We start from the raw sequence: 13,213 nt of genomic DNA on the forward strand, positions 1-13,213 counted from the left end.
AATTCGGCCACTGCTTATGTGGCCTTTTTTGTGTCCGATATGGCTACGCCTAACGCACGCCTGCCATACGTTTCTTACCGATAAACAACCAGCCCAGACCCAGCGCGATGAACCACAGCGGCGTCACGATCAGCGCCTGGCGGGTATCCTCTTCCAGCGTCAGCAGTACCAGTACGAAAACAAAGAACGCCATACACACCCAGCACATCAGCTTACCGAGCGGCATCTTGTAGATTGATTTTTCATGCAGGTGCGGACGCTGCTTGCGGTACACCAGGTACGAGCAAAGAATGATGGTCCATACGAACATGAACAGAATCGCCGACACGGTGGTGATCATGGTGAACGCGCCAATCACGCTCGGATTCACATACAGCATCACCACGCCGCCCAACAGGCAGATACAGGAGAAGGTTAAACCTTTCGCCGGAACCGCGCGTTTAGACAGCTTGGCAAACGCTTTAGGCGCCACGCCTTCCTGCGCCAGACCAAACAGCATACGGCTGGTAGAGAACACGCCGCTGTTTGCGGAAGAGGCCGCAGAAGTTAGCACCACAAAGTTGATCAGGCTCGCCGCCGCGGGCAGACCAACCAGGACAAACAGTTCAACGAATGGGCTCTTGGATGGTACCACCGAGCTCCACGGCGTGACGGACATAATCACAATCAGCGCGAAAACGTAGAACATGATGATACGGATCGGGATCGAGTTAATGGCGCGCGGCAGAGATTTCTCCGGATCTTTGGTTTCCGCAGCGGTTGTCCCCACCAGCTCAATGCCCACAAACGCGAACACCGCAATCTGGAAGCCGGCAAAGAAGCCGCTCAGCCCTTTCGGGAACCAGCCACCGTCATTCCACAGATGCGTGAACGATGCCTGAACGCCAGTTGGCGACTGGAAGTGCGTCAGCACCATCACCAGGCCGACGACAATCAGACCGATAATGGCAACGATTTTGATCATCGCAAACCAGAACTCCATCTCACCGAACATTTTTACCGTGGCGAGGTTAAGGCTCAGCAGCAGCACGATCACCGCCAGCGAGGCGACCCAGTCTGAGAGTTCAGGGAACCAGAATTGCGCATACGCCGTAATGGCGACAACGTCGGCCATCCCGGTAACAACCCAGCAGAACCAGTAAGTCCAACCGGTAAAATACCCGGCCCATGGCCCAAGCAGGTCGGAGGCAAAATCACTAAATGATTTGTACTCCAGATTCGAGAGCAGCAACTCTCCCATTGCCCGCATCACGAAAAACAGCATGAAACCGATGATCATATACACAAAGATGATCGACGGTCCGGCAAGACTAATAGTTTTACCGGAGCCCATAAACAGGCCGGTACCGATAGCGCCGCCAATGGCAATAAGTTGAATATGACGGTTTGTGAGATTGCGCCGTAGCGACTGTTCAGACGAAGCCTCTTCTGCGGCTTCGACTTTTACCTGATCTACCATGTTTTTTCTTCCTGTACCTGTCTGTGTTGTTCAGGCTCTACGGCCTTTAGTGTGTCTATGATACGACGATCCTGTTAGCAGGACTCATCGATATTAGGTAAGAATTGGCGGGATGAATACTAAGATTTAGATATAATGTTAATTTAATGTTTAAAGTGAGTGTCATATCACTCTGATAGCGCGAATCAGCTCACAAAAATACATGCTGGTGAGGCATTTGCAAGATAAAATATCGACAACGGCGTAACTATAGCTTTTCACGCTATTTCTTTGCTCCCCCCGGCCTCGGGGGGAACAGAAGTCACTGCTTACAGAATCTCAAGCAGTTCAACGTCGAAAACCAGCGTGCTGAACGGAGGAATGGACGCGCCAGCGCCACGCTCGCCGTAAGCCAGTTCCTGAGGAATAGTCAGTTCCCATTTGGAACCCACCGGCATCAGAGTCAGCGCTTCAATCCAGCCAGGGATGACGCCGTTAACCGGGAATTCAGCCGGTTCGCCACGTGCGACAGAACTGTCGAATACGGTACCGTCGATCAGTTTACCGGTGTAATGCACGCGAACGCGGTCGGTGCGTGCCGGGATAGCACCTTCGCCCTGGGTCAGAACACGGAACTGCAAACCGGATTCAGTGCTGTTCACACCCTCTTTCTCACGGTTTTCTTCCAGATATTTAACGCCATCAGCGGCCATAGCCTGGAAACGCTCGCGACGAACGGCATCAGCACGCTCGTGGATTTCACGCAGTGCGCGATGCACAACATCAACCGGCACTGCCGGATGCTTGCCTTCCAGCGCGTCAGCGATACCCGCTACCAGCGCTTCAGGCAACAGCCCTTCCAGACCGGATTCGCTCAGCTGCTGTCCTACCTGCAAACCAATGCCGTAGCTTGCTTGCGCTTCGATAGTGTCAAAAGTCGGGGTAGCCATCATATTTCCTTTCATCGGATGTAAAGTAGCGGGCAGCATATCAGCCATGCCGCATCCGGTAAAACTTTGTCTCGGGAACTGATGACAAATCGCGAGGAAAAAGAAACAATGACTATTGTCCGCATGAATGTCACGAAAGCGGGTACCCGAACAAGTATCATAGAGTTAGCGATCTATACTCTATGACTGAGGAACGAGACGCGGAGCAGGAGGAAAGCCATGCCCGGGCGCTTTGAATTAAAACCAACCCTGGCGAAAATCTGGCATGCACCGGACAATTTTCGCATTATGGACCCGCTGCCACCGATGCACCGCCGTGGCATTATTGCTGCTGCTATCGTGCTGGTGATCGGTTTCCTGCTCCCTTTCAGCGACACCAGCGATGCACCAGTGGTCGCGCGTACTGCCCAGTTGGATTTGCAATCGCAGTCACAGCCGCCGACGGAGGCCCAGCTTCAGGCACAACTGGTCGCCCCGCAAAACGATCCTGGCCAGGTCGCGCCGGTTGCGCCGGAACCCATCCAGGAAGGGGAACCAGACGCACAGCCGCAGGCCCAGCAATCTCAGCCACAGACGCAACCTTTCCAGCCGGATAGTGGAATTGACCAGCAGTGGCGTTCCTACCGCGTAGATTCGGGTAAAACGCTGGCCCAGGTATTCCGTGACCACAATCTCCCGCCAACCGATGTGTACGCCATGGCGCAGGTAGAAGGGGCCGGAAAACCGCTGAGCAATTTGAAAGACGGACAGATGGTGCAGATCAGGCAGAATGCCAGTGGCGTAGTGACCGGGTTAACCATCGATACGGGTAATGGCCAGCAGGTCCTGTTTACCCGCCAGCCTAACGGCAGTTTTATTCGCGCCCGATAGCCACGCAGTGCCATCAGGCAGCAAGGTGAAGCGTTAGCGTTTCACCTTGTTCACCCACCAGATCCCCGAACAGACCAGCACCAACGCTACTGCATATTTCCATTCGAGAATATTTTCGCCGAGGAAAATGGCCGACAGTACCGCGCCTGAAACCGGGATCAGGAAGTTAAACGGCGCAATCATCCCCACGCGGTTGTGTTTAAGCAAAATACTCCACAAGGCAAATGCCACCGAAGAGAGCAACGTCAGGTAGCCCAGAATCGCCAACGAAGACGCACCGTGTACGGTCAGCGAGCCACCAAAAGCGTAACCGCCGATCACCAGCGCCAGACCGCCACCGCCCAGTTGATACCCTGTCATTACCGTCGGGTCGACCGTCTGAGAAATGCGTTTGCCGTATAACGTAGCGGCGGAGAGAATAAAGGCTGCCATCACTACCGAGCCGTCCCCTAACAGGCTGAAGCTAAAATCCAGTCCGCTGTTAAAGTTCACCACCATCACGCCAAGAAAACCCAGGATACAACCCAGCGCCTTGTTGTAGCTGAGTTTATCGTTCTGATAGATAAAATGCGCCAGCAGCACGCTGAAGAACGTGCCAGTCGCGTTCATGATGGACCCTTTCACCCCTGTGGTGAACGCCAGGCCAATATAAAAGAAAATATATTGCAGCGAAGTCTGCGTCAGCCCCAACAGCGTGAGCTGACCATATTGACGCGGGCTTAACCGACCAATCGGTTTACGCTGCGCCACCGCCAGCAGGAGCAGCAATAATCCCGCAAACAGGAAGCGATAGCCGGCAAAGACAATTTTCGAGGGAATGTCATCCGTGGCGATCTGGAAGATCTCGTATCCACTTTTGATCGCCGGGTAGGCGCTCCCCCACAGCAAGCAGCAGAATGCCGCGCTCAGATAGACAACATTTTTACGCGCAAACAGAGGTTGGTGCGTTGGTTCCATTCCATCACCACTTTGAAATAATGTTTTATTTTTATGATTATCCCGAAAAGGACAAAGAATAGCCAGAGAGAAAGACGGGGAACAGAAAAGCAAAACGCCGGCACAGGGCCGGCGCTTTTACGCGGTTAGCAGAATAAAAACTTATTCCGCAACTACGTTTACAGTCAGCTTAGCAAACACTTCGCTGTGAACCTGGAAGCTCACTTCGTGCTCGCCAGTGGTACGCAGAACGCCGTTCGGCAGACGAACTTCGCTCTTAGCTACTTCAACGCCAGCTGCAGTTACAGCGTCAGCGATGTCGCGAGTACCGATGGAACCGAACAGTTTACCTTCGTCGCCTGCTTTAGACGCGATGGTTACGGTTTCCAGTGCGTTGATTTTCTCAGCACGAGCTTCAGCAGCGGACAGAACGTCAGCCAGTTTAGCTTCCAGCTCAGCGCGACGCGCTTCGAAAAATTCAACGTTTTTCTTGGTAGCAGGAACAGCTTTACCCTGTGGTACCAGGAAGTTACGAGCATAGCCCGCTTTAACGTTAACCTGATCACCCAGGCTACCCAGGTTTGCTACTTTATCAAGCAGAATAACTTGCATTACCTTATCCTCTCAAAGTCGTATTAATGGACCGTGACCGATTACTGATGACGATCAGTGTACGGCAGCAGGGACAGGTAGCGAGCGCGTTTGATAGCGCGAGCCAGCTGACGCTGGTATTTTGCACGGGTACCGGTGATACGGCTTGGGACAATCTTACCGCTTTCGGTGATGTAGTTTTTCAGCGTAGCGATATCTTTATAGTCGATCTCTTGAACGCCTTCCGCGGTGAAACGGCAGAACTTGCGACGACGGAAATAACGTGCCATATGGCTAGTCTCCAGAATCTATCAATTCAATCTGCTCGGCATGCAGAACCATTTTGCTCAGACCGTTCTTTGCCTTATGGCAAGAGATGAACCCCTGAACGGTTACTGCGCTACCGACCGTTATACTGTGAGTAATGGCCTGGTTTTCGTGTCCGCTAACAATAACGGGCATTTGGCACCACGCCTGCCGGTGAAATCCGGCTTCCTCCTGCACAGAACGATGCTCAAGCACGAACTGGCAATGAGGAATTCCTGATGGACTGACCTTTCGAAGGGGGGCCCTGCACACGGTGCCGGACAACGCCAGACGGTTGGTCATCAGAAATTACTCTTCAGAATCCCCAGCTTCAGCATCATCTGCGGTTTCGTTTGCGAAATCATCGCGACGCTCACGGCGCTCGTCTTTCGCTTTAACCATCGGAGATGCTTCGGTAACAGCGTGTTTAGTACGCATAACCATGCTGCGGATAACGGCATCGTTGAAGCGGAAGGTAGTTTCCAGCTCATCGATCACTTCCTGCGGCGCTTCAACGTTCATCAGAACGTAGTGAGCTTTGTGCAGTTTGTTGATCGGGTAAGCCAGCTGACGGCGGCCCCAGTCTTCCAGACGGTGGATCGTGCCTTCTGCGCCAGTGATGGCAGCAGTGTAGCGTTCGATCATACCCGGAACCTGTTCGCTCTGGTCAGGATGGACCATAAAAACGATTTCGTAATGACGCATCGAATTGCTCCTTACGGATTATTCAGCCTCCTGTCTGGGTCAGCCGAGGCCCATGGAGGCAAGGAACGTGTTAAAGGTCGGCTGAAAAATGACGCGTCATAATACTGGGGTCAGCCGGTAAACTCAAGGTGCTTGTACGATTATTTACCATGTCGCCATTAATACATATCCAGCAGCATTTTGACGCTAATGCAAATGGAGACAATGACAATCATCGGCCGGATAACTTTCTTTCCGCGCGTCAGTACCACCGTTGCGCCCAGGCGCGCGCCGAGCGATTGTCCGGCAAACATCACCAGCCCCAGCGACCAGATCATTTTGCCGCCGAAAATGAAGAACAAAATCGAGGCGATATTCGATGCAAGGTTAATAAAATTCGAGTGAATTTGTGCCTTATCGATGCTGTATCCCCACAACAGGATATAGCAGAGCGTATAAAAGGAACCCGCACCAGCGCCAAGAAATCCATCATAAAAGCCAATGCAGCCGCCGCAGATCAGAGAAAAGAAAAACAGGGATACCTGCTGCTTTCTTTTCGGTTCGCTGAGATTGGGAGCGGAAATAAAGTAGATGGCGACGGCGATAATCAGTACCGGAAGCAGTTTTTTCAACACCTCCGGTTCAATGAACTGAATGAGCGTCGTGCCTAACGCTGAGCCGATAAAAGCAGACAGGAATACATACTTGTGCTCCTGCACGTTGATATGTCCCCGGCGTAAAAAGTAAATCCCGGAGGTTAGCGAACTGCCCAGCGCCTGAATTTTATTGGTTGCCAGCGCATTCGCCGGGGGTAAACCAGAAATTAACAGTGCGCCAATAGAGAGAAACCCACCGCCGCCCGACACCACGTTAATAAAGCCAGCCACCAGTGCGACCATAAACATAATCACGAAGTAGCTGAAATCCATGAATGAAGTATCCATAAGTTTTTGCCTTATTATCATAAAGTTATATTAATTATACGGCTCACTATAAACAGGGTATCCATCCGTTTAAATTGACTATTTGGTATGAGCTTGTGCGCGAAATACAGGTATTTTTTAACGCAGCGGTATCTATCAGTTACCTGTAAATAAAAGAAAAGGCGGGCATGCGGTAATTTTTTGAACAACTGCATCAGAAATGGTCGCTAACGCCTGCGCCAGTAGCGGTTAAAATTACATCAGAAGCTCATCACTCACAGGAGAGAAGCAACCAGAGACCGCAGTCGAGGAGGTACATATGCGAGCCCGTGTTTTAACCCTTCTGGCTGTGCTTTTGCTCAGTGCAAATGCAACGGCAGCCATCCAAATTGACAATCATCAGGCCAGGAATATGGATGATGTGCAGAGCTTAGGCGTCATTTACATAAATCATAACTTCGCCACTGAAAGTGAAGCCACTCAGGCCCTGAATGAAGAGACCGATGCGCAAGGCGCAAACTACTACCACGTGATCCTCACCAGGGAACCCGGCAGTAACGGAAATATGCACGCCAGTGCGGATATTTATCGCTAACACCAGAAACAACCAACGAGAACATTGCCACCGTTTGACTTGCCCCCTCACCGGGGGCTTTTTTTTGCACATCAGGTAAATGAGAATTATTTTTCTTTGTATCTTATCCTGGTCATCATTTACTGATTAAATAAAGCATTACCGAACTGATACTCTGGGGCGAAACCATGTTTGCACGCTATGCAACGCTGAATCGCATACCAAAAGGCGTTTGGGTGCTGGGCGGCGTGAGTCTGCTCATGGATGTCTCCTCCGAAATGATCCATAGCCTGTTGCCGTTGTTTATGGCAACCACGCTGGGAGCCAGCGTCATTATCATTGGCCTGATTGAAGGATTAGCTGAAGCCACCGCGCTGATCATTAAGGTTTTTTCCGGCGTTCTCAGTGATTATCTGGGAAAGCGCAAAGGGCTGGCGATGCTCGGTTATGGTTTGGGGGCGCTGAGTAAGCCCCTGTTCGCGATGGCGGGCTCATCAGGCATGGTACTCAGCGCTCGCATGATTGATCGTGTGGGTAAAGGTATTCGCGGCGCTCCCAGGGATGCGTTAGTCGCGGATGTCACCCCGTCCGAGATCCGCGGCGCCGCCTATGGTCTGCGCCAGTCTTTGGATACCATTGGCGCATTTCTGGGCCCCCTGCTCGCCGTCGGGCTAATGCTGCTATGGAACAACGATTTTCACACTATCTTCTGGGTTGCCGTCATCCCTGGGGTGCTCTCTATCGCCCTGCTATGGTTTGGCCTGAGTGAACCGAAAACCCCCGTCACTGATAAACGCACCAATCCGTTACGACGGGAAAACCTGAAAAAGTTGAGTGCAGCCTACTGGTGGGTCGTGGGACTGGGCGCGCTCTTCACGCTCGCCCGCTTTAGCGAAGCGTTTCTCGTGTTGCGCGCATATCAAATGGATATCCCGCTGTTTGCCATTCCGCTGGTGATGGTCGCCATGAATCTGGTCTACAGTCTGTCGGCTTATCCTTTTGGAAAAATGTCTGACAGCATGAACCACTCCCGCATGTTACAGGCGGGCCTGCTGGTCCTGATCGCGGCGGATATCACTCTGGCGCTGAGTCACCACTGGAGCACGTTACTGATAGGCGTGGGACTGTGGGGGATTCATATGGGCATGACGCAAGGGTTGCTGGCTGCCATGATTGCGCATACCGCGCCAGCAGAACTACGCGGTACGGCCTTCGGTATGTTTAATCTGATCAGTGGCATCGCCCTGCTGTTAGCCAGTACCGGCGCGGGCATTCTGTGGGAAACGTTGGGCGCAGCCTCGACGTTTTACGCTGGTGCTGCCATTTGTGCGTTGGTTTTAGCAGGAATGCGATTTACGCCAGCAGCTTACCAGCAACGCTGAAGATTGCCCCGAACAGATCGGTGACGCACATCCGCAGATGCACGTTGTCCGGGGCAAAGACGTTACTTCTGCCCGTAGTAGGCGTTTGGGCCGTGCTTACGCATGAAGTGTTTATTCATCAGATAACTGTCGATGGGGCTGAGGGCCGGATTAATGTCACGCGCAATCCATGCCATTTTTGCGACCTCTTCCATCACCACAGCGTTGTGTACCGCGTCGTGCGCATCTTTACCCCAGGCAAACGGACCATGCTGATACACGACTACGCCGGGCGTATGCAGAGGCTCCACGTTCCCCAGCGTTTCGATAATCACCTTGCCGGTATTCAGCTCATACTCGTCCTGAACCTCTGCTTCAGTTAATGCCCGCGTGCAGGGGATATCGCCAAAGAAGTAATCCGCATGCGTCGTGCCGAGTGCCGGAATTGCCAGACCCGCCTGTGCCCATGCCGTCGCGTGGGTTGAGTGGGTGTGCACCACGCCGCCAAGAGATAAATAGCGGCGATACAGCGCCAGATGGGTGGCGGTATCGGAAGAAGGACGATAGCGTCCTTCCACCACGTTGCCGTGCAGATCCACAACCACCATGTCATCCACTGTCATTGTTTGGTAGTCGACGCCGCTGGGCTTAATCACCACCAGCCCCCGTTCGCGGTCGATGGCGCTGACGTTACCCCAGGTAAACGTCACCAGCCCATAACGCGGCAGATCCATGTTGGCCTCAAAAACCTGCTGTTTAAGTTTTTGCATTACACCGTCTCCACCAGACCTGCGCTGGCCATCCGCGCTTTCACCCAATCGCGCGCCTTCGCCACTTCACGCGCCGGATCGTCCGTTGTTTCACTCCACATCTCAATCAGGTATGGCCCGCAATACCCACTCTGTTTGAGCGTCGCAAAACAACGTTCGAAATCGACAACACCTTCACCAAACGGCACATTTTTGAACACGCCGGGTCTGGTGTCCTTCACGTGAACGGCCACGATATGGCCTATTCCTGCCTGCAACTCCATCTGCACGTCGTTATCCCACGCCGACAAATTGCCGATATCGGGATACAGCTGGAACCACGGATTATTGAGATAGTGGGCATAACCCAGCGCCTTACTGATCGAATTCATCAGCGGATAATCCATGATCTCCATCGCCAGCGTCACCTGCGCGCGACTTGCCATCTCAACGCTCTCTTTTAGCCCCTCGCGAAATCGACGACGCGTTTCGTTATTAGCCTGCTGGTAATAGACGTCGTAACCCGCCAGTTGAATCACGCGAATACCAATATCCTGCGCAAACTGAATGGCTTTCCGCATGATCGCCAGTCCCTGATCGCGCACCGCATCATCTTCGCTCCCCAGCGGGAAACGGCGGTGAGCGCTCAGGCACATAGAAGGTACACGTACTCCCGTTTCGGCGATGGCGGCCACCAGCGCCAGACGCTGCTCGCGGCTCCAGTCAAGGCGCGCGAGGCGGGCATCGGTTTCATCAACCGACATTTCGACAAAGTCAAAACCTAACTCTTTCGCCAGCCGCAAGCGCTCCAGCCAGCACTCCCCTCCGGGGAGCGCTTTTTCATAAATACCGAGCGGGACCTGTTTCGACAGCATAGTCGCTCCTTAGCCCCACAACTGGGCGATGGAACGTTTGAACTGACGCGCCGCCTCAACCGGAGAAGCGGCATCACGAATGCTGCGGCCAGCGATAAAGACGTGAATCGGGATCCCCTGGAACAGCGGCAGATCCTCCAGCGCCAGACCGCCGGTGACGGTGACTTTAAAGCCCATATCAGACAGGCGTTTGATGGCACTGATATCCGCCTCTCCCCACGCCACACCTGCGGCCTGCGCATCACGACTGCGATGATAGACAACCTGCCCGATACCCGCGTCACGCCACTCCTGAGCCTGTTCCCAGGTCCAGTAACCGGTCAGTTCAATCTGTACGTCGCCGTTAAATTCTTTCGCCACCTCGAGCGCACCTTTGGTGGTATTGATATCCGCACAGCAGATAACAGTGACCCAATCAGCGTTGGCCTCGAAACACATGCGAGAGAGAATTTTACCCGCATCGGCGATTTTGGCGTCCGCCAGCACAATTTTATGTGGGTAGAGCGCCTTCAGGTCACGTACGGCACGTACGCCCTCAGCAACACAAAGAATGGTGCCCACCTCAATGATATCGACCTCTTCGGCGATCAGACGCGTCGTTTCATACGCAGAAGACATTGATTGGTTATCCAGCGCAACCTGCAACATAGGTAATGACATTTCGGTATCCTTTTAAACAGCCGCCGCAGTGGCGTTATCAATTAAATCCAGCACTTCCTGCGCGGTGCGGCAGGCACGTAGACGGTCGAAATTGGCTTCATCATCAAACAGATTCACGATCTGCATGATGCCCACTTCCTGATGCGTGTTGGCGTCGACCGCCGCCATCGTGATCAGAATATCCACCGGGTCGTTATCTTCGTGGTTAAACACCAACGGTGTTTTCAGCGTCACCAGCGCAAAGCCGGTCTTCTTAACGCCTTCTTCCGGGCGCCCGTGCGGCATCGCCAGTCCTGGCGCAATCACAAAGTACGGACCAAACTGTTCAACCCCATCAAGAATGGCCTGGTAGTAGCGCGGTTCAACCACGTCGGCCTTAACCAGCAGATCGACGCCCAGCTTTACCGCTTCCTGCCAGGTGTTGGCCTCGGCCTGTAGCAGGATGGCGTTATTGTCTGCCAGCGAATCACGTAATTTCATATGCCGTATCCTTACTTCACGTCCTGTGGGAAATGCGCTTTGATCACTTCCAGCAGTTTTGGTCCAAAATCGGCGGGCGACAGCATGTTGCGTACGCCAACAACATATTTATTGCCAGTTACGGCAATTTCACCGGCAATATGGGTAGAGGCGATGATGATATCCGCGCCGTTCAGTTCACTTTTGTACTCACCCACTGCGCAGCTGTTCACTGTATGGTCAATATTTGACTGGGTTAAAAACTGGTCCACTTTCATCTTCATGATCATGGAACTGCCCTGCCCATTGCCACACACAGCCAGAATACGTACGGTCATAATCGGAACTCCTTATTAAGCAGAATGTTCTGCCAGTTGTTTTTCTGCGTCTTCCTCAGCGCGCAACGTGCGTCCTGCGAAAAACATATAAGCCAGTGCAATCAGAATAATGACGGCCATAAACGCGATGCCGATGGAGGCAAAGCCCTGCATCATCGGCGGCGCCAGAATTGACCAGTCCGCCATCCCCATCCACGCGCTCATACCGGTGAGTTTCACCGCCCAGACGCAGCCAAAGATTTCAATCATCCCCATCACCAGACAAATCTTGAGCGCCGCGCGCCAGCCGCCAAAGTGGTTCGCGAACACGCCAATGGTGGCGTTGGAGAAAAACATTGGGATAAAACCAGGAATAATCAGGATGGAAGAGCCGCAGCCCACGAGGATGCCGACCGCAATCAGTTGGCCGATGGTGCCCCACATAAAGCCCCACACAACGGCATTCGGCGCAAAGCTATAGATGGCGGCACAGTCAATCGCCAATACCGCGCCCGGGATCAGACGCTGGGAGATACCGTTGAACGCTTCTGAAAGTTCGGCGACGAACATACGTACGCCCTGGGTGATGATGAAGATCGCCACGGCAAACGAAAAACCGGTCTGCAGGATGTACACCGTCCAGTGCGTTTTCCCCGCCATCGCCTGAACCACATCAATGCCGAAAGAGAGCAGGATCGCCCCGAAGAAAATGGTCATGACAATCGCGGTCGAAACGATGTTGTCATGGAAGATATTCAGCCAGCCAGGCAGTTTGAGATCTTCTACGCTCTCCTCTTTTTTACCCAGATAAGGCGCGACCTTGTAGGCAATCCATGAAGCGAACTGCTGCTGGTGGCCGATGGAAAAACCGCAGCCGTCGGTCACTTCCTGCGTCGGCTTGTACATCATATTGGAGGTAATCCCCCAGTAGAGCGACACCAGCACCGCCGTGCAGATAATGGTGGTCCACATGGAATAACCGAAGATATAGAAAGAGACCGCAATTAAGCCCGCCTGCTGGAACATGATGTGCCCGGTGAGCATGATGGTGCGAATGCCGGTAATACGCCGCAGCAAGACGTAACAAATGTTCAGCGCCAGCGCCAACAGCACGGCATAACCTACCCAGCTATAAGCGTCTCCCATACGTTCAATGGTTGCCATCATGGAGGCATACGTATCGGAAATCGCACCATTGATACCGTAAACCTCGGACATCTTCGCCACCACCGGTTTAAACGTGCTGGTCAGAATGCCCGATCCCGCCTGCAGCAGCATAAAACCGATAATCGTTTTGATCGTGCCTTTGATAATGACGCTGACGCTTTTGCGCAACAGGATGTAGCCGAGGCAGGTCACAATACCCAACAGCAACGGCGCGTTGGTCATGACCTGATTAAAAAAGACGGTAAAGATGTTGTAGAGGATCTCCATAACGATCTCCAGTAGACAAAGTTGCTGAACATTCATTACAGATGTTCAGGATGTTGTGCCCCCACTCTAATTTTCAAAAGTAATCA

Annotated in this window: 17 protein-coding genes; 3 read left to right on the plus strand and 14 right to left on the minus strand. The window is 52.9% G+C overall.

The annotated features are described in order from the left end of the window. Window positions 1-49: 49 nt before the first annotated feature. Together cycA and bamJ are read right to left on the minus strand one after the other, a co-directional pair. Window positions 50-1,459 carry a D-serine/D-alanine/glycine transporter gene (cycA, locus tag AC534G_RS22515; protein WP_038636591.1) on the minus strand — a complete coding sequence of 470 codons (1,410 nt, stop codon included), beginning with the start codon at window positions 1,457-1,459 and terminating at the stop codon, window positions 50-52. Between the two features lie 308 nt (window positions 1,460-1,767). Continuing rightward, window positions 1,768-2,388, minus strand: a complete 621-nt coding sequence (bamJ, locus tag AC534G_RS22520) for a BamJ family beta-barrel-assembly machinery protein (RefSeq protein ID WP_038642968.1) — start codon at window positions 2,386-2,388, stop codon at window positions 1,768-1,770. Between the two features lie 219 nt (window positions 2,389-2,607). Between bamJ and AC534G_RS22525 the strand changes: the two genes are divergently transcribed. After that, complete coding sequence (locus tag AC534G_RS22525) at window positions 2,608-3,258, plus strand: LysM-like peptidoglycan-binding domain-containing protein (RefSeq protein WP_496594468.1); 651 nt, start codon at window positions 2,608-2,610, stop codon at window positions 3,256-3,258. 33 nt (window positions 3,259-3,291) lie between these two features. Here the strand turns inward: AC534G_RS22525 and AC534G_RS22530 are convergent, their stop codons facing one another. The 6 genes from AC534G_RS22530 to AC534G_RS22555 form a co-directional block, all read right to left on the minus strand. After that, window positions 3,292-4,215, minus strand: coding sequence for a DMT family transporter (locus AC534G_RS22530; RefSeq protein ID WP_069324742.1), 924 nt, complete (start codon window positions 4,213-4,215; stop codon window positions 3,292-3,294). Window positions 4,216-4,356: 141 nt separating this feature from the next. Further along, the gene (rplI, locus tag AC534G_RS22535) at window positions 4,357-4,806 is read right to left on the minus strand and encodes a 50S ribosomal protein L9 (RefSeq protein ID WP_003025676.1); all 450 of its coding nucleotides are present in this window, start codon (window positions 4,804-4,806) and stop codon (window positions 4,357-4,359) included. Between the two features lie 41 nt (window positions 4,807-4,847). Continuing rightward, window positions 4,848-5,075, minus strand: coding sequence for a 30S ribosomal protein S18 (gene rpsR / locus AC534G_RS22540; RefSeq protein ID WP_000135199.1), 228 nt, complete (start codon window positions 5,073-5,075; stop codon window positions 4,848-4,850). A gap of 4 nt (window positions 5,076-5,079) precedes the next feature. After that, on the minus strand, window positions 5,080-5,394 hold the full coding sequence (gene priB, locus AC534G_RS22545) for a primosomal replication protein N (protein ID WP_006686338.1): 315 nt from the start codon (window positions 5,392-5,394) through the stop codon (window positions 5,080-5,082). Between the two features lie 6 nt (window positions 5,395-5,400). Then, window positions 5,401-5,796, minus strand: a complete 396-nt coding sequence (rpsF, locus tag AC534G_RS22550; RefSeq protein ID WP_003025672.1) for a 30S ribosomal protein S6 — start codon at window positions 5,794-5,796, stop codon at window positions 5,401-5,403. Between the two features lie 158 nt (window positions 5,797-5,954). Next, window positions 5,955-6,719 (minus strand): TSUP family transporter, encoded by a 765-nt coding sequence (locus AC534G_RS22555; protein WP_042312783.1) that lies wholly within the window; start codon window positions 6,717-6,719, stop codon window positions 5,955-5,957. A 298-nt stretch (window positions 6,720-7,017) separates the two neighbouring features. Between AC534G_RS22555 and yjfY the strand changes: the two genes are divergently transcribed. Together yjfY and AC534G_RS22565 are read left to right on the plus strand one after the other, a co-directional pair. After that, a complete protein-coding gene (gene yjfY, locus AC534G_RS22560) occupies window positions 7,018-7,293 on the plus strand; it encodes a DUF1471 family protein YjfY (RefSeq protein ID WP_038636575.1) in 276 nt (91 codons plus the stop codon). Window positions 7,294-7,460: 167 nt separating this feature from the next. After that, a complete protein-coding gene (locus AC534G_RS22565; RefSeq protein ID WP_069324741.1) occupies window positions 7,461-8,654 on the plus strand; it encodes an MFS transporter in 1,194 nt (397 codons plus the stop codon). Window positions 8,655-8,716: 62 nt separating this feature from the next. On the opposite strand, the gene AC534G_RS22570 is transcribed toward AC534G_RS22565, so the two are convergent. The 6 genes from AC534G_RS22570 to ulaA are packed head-to-tail and all read right to left on the minus strand — an operon-like array spanning window position 8,717 to window position 13,127. After that, on the minus strand, window positions 8,717-9,403 hold the full coding sequence (locus AC534G_RS22570) for an L-ribulose-5-phosphate 4-epimerase (RefSeq protein ID WP_069324740.1): 687 nt from the start codon (window positions 9,401-9,403) through the stop codon (window positions 8,717-8,719). Next, a complete protein-coding gene (locus tag AC534G_RS22575; RefSeq protein ID WP_038636566.1) occupies window positions 9,403-10,257 on the minus strand; it encodes an L-ribulose-5-phosphate 3-epimerase in 855 nt (284 codons plus the stop codon). Before AC534G_RS22575 ends, AC534G_RS22570 begins: the two co-directional genes overlap by 1 nt. A gap of 9 nt (window positions 10,258-10,266) precedes the next feature. Beyond that, window positions 10,267-10,917 carry a 3-keto-L-gulonate-6-phosphate decarboxylase UlaD gene (ulaD, locus tag AC534G_RS22580; protein ID WP_032940270.1) on the minus strand — a complete coding sequence of 217 codons (651 nt, stop codon included), beginning with the start codon at window positions 10,915-10,917 and terminating at the stop codon, window positions 10,267-10,269. Window positions 10,918-10,929: 12 nt separating this feature from the next. After that, window positions 10,930-11,397, minus strand: a complete 468-nt coding sequence (gene ulaC / locus AC534G_RS22585) for a PTS ascorbate transporter subunit IIA (protein WP_038636563.1) — start codon at window positions 11,395-11,397, stop codon at window positions 10,930-10,932. Window positions 11,398-11,408: 11 nt separating this feature from the next. Continuing rightward, window positions 11,409-11,714 carry a PTS ascorbate transporter subunit IIB gene (gene ulaB, locus AC534G_RS22590; protein ID WP_069324739.1) on the minus strand — a complete coding sequence of 102 codons (306 nt, stop codon included), beginning with the start codon at window positions 11,712-11,714 and terminating at the stop codon, window positions 11,409-11,411. A gap of 15 nt (window positions 11,715-11,729) precedes the next feature. Beyond that, complete coding sequence (ulaA, locus tag AC534G_RS22595) at window positions 11,730-13,127, minus strand: PTS ascorbate transporter subunit IIC (RefSeq protein WP_038636554.1); 1,398 nt, start codon at window positions 13,125-13,127, stop codon at window positions 11,730-11,732. Between the last annotated feature and the right edge of the window lie 86 nt (window positions 13,128-13,213).

It is taken from the genome of Citrobacter sp. CRE-46, assembly GCF_059615875.1.

Excerpts from the sequence above, each read along its gene's own strand:
- AC534G_RS22555 (WP_042312783.1), bottom strand. The coding sequence starts at position 6,719 with ATGGATACTTCATTCATGGATTTCAGCTACTTCGTGATTATGTTTATG.
- ulaB (WP_069324739.1), bottom strand. The coding sequence starts at position 11,714 with ATGACCGTACGTATTCTGGCTGTGTGTGGCAATGGGCAGGGCAGTTCC.
- cycA (WP_038636591.1), bottom strand. The coding sequence starts at position 1,459 with ATGGTAGATCAGGTAAAAGTCGAAGCCGCAGAAGAGGCTTCGTCTGAA.
- ulaC (WP_038636563.1), bottom strand. The coding sequence starts at position 11,397 with ATGAAATTACGTGATTCGCTGGCAGACAATAACGCCATCCTGCTACAG.
- AC534G_RS22565 (WP_069324741.1), top strand. The coding sequence starts at position 7,461 with ATGTTTGCACGCTATGCAACGCTGAATCGCATACCAAAAGGCGTTTGG.
- AC534G_RS22570 (WP_069324740.1), bottom strand. The coding sequence starts at position 9,403 with ATGCAAAAACTTAAACAGCAGGTTTTTGAGGCCAACATGGATCTGCCG.
- AC534G_RS22575 (WP_038636566.1), bottom strand. The coding sequence starts at position 10,257 with ATGCTGTCGAAACAGGTCCCGCTCGGTATTTATGAAAAAGCGCTCCCC.
- AC534G_RS22530 (WP_069324742.1), bottom strand. The coding sequence starts at position 4,215 with ATGGAACCAACGCACCAACCTCTGTTTGCGCGTAAAAATGTTGTCTAT.
- priB (WP_006686338.1), bottom strand. The coding sequence starts at position 5,394 with ATGACCAACCGTCTGGCGTTGTCCGGCACCGTGTGCAGGGCCCCCCTT.
- rpsR (WP_000135199.1), bottom strand. The coding sequence starts at position 5,075 with ATGGCACGTTATTTCCGTCGTCGCAAGTTCTGCCGTTTCACCGCGGAA.
- ulaA (WP_038636554.1), bottom strand. The coding sequence starts at position 13,127 with ATGGAGATCCTCTACAACATCTTTACCGTCTTTTTTAATCAGGTCATG.
- AC534G_RS22525 (WP_496594468.1), top strand. The coding sequence starts at position 2,608 with ATGCCCGGGCGCTTTGAATTAAAACCAACCCTGGCGAAAATCTGGCAT.
- bamJ (WP_038642968.1), bottom strand. The coding sequence starts at position 2,388 with ATGGCTACCCCGACTTTTGACACTATCGAAGCGCAAGCAAGCTACGGC.
- rpsF (WP_003025672.1), bottom strand. The coding sequence starts at position 5,796 with ATGCGTCATTACGAAATCGTTTTTATGGTCCATCCTGACCAGAGCGAA.
- yjfY (WP_038636575.1), top strand. The coding sequence starts at position 7,018 with ATGCGAGCCCGTGTTTTAACCCTTCTGGCTGTGCTTTTGCTCAGTGCA.
- ulaD (WP_032940270.1), bottom strand. The coding sequence starts at position 10,917 with ATGTCATTACCTATGTTGCAGGTTGCGCTGGATAACCAATCAATGTCT.
- rplI (WP_003025676.1), bottom strand. The coding sequence starts at position 4,806 with ATGCAAGTTATTCTGCTTGATAAAGTAGCAAACCTGGGTAGCCTGGGT.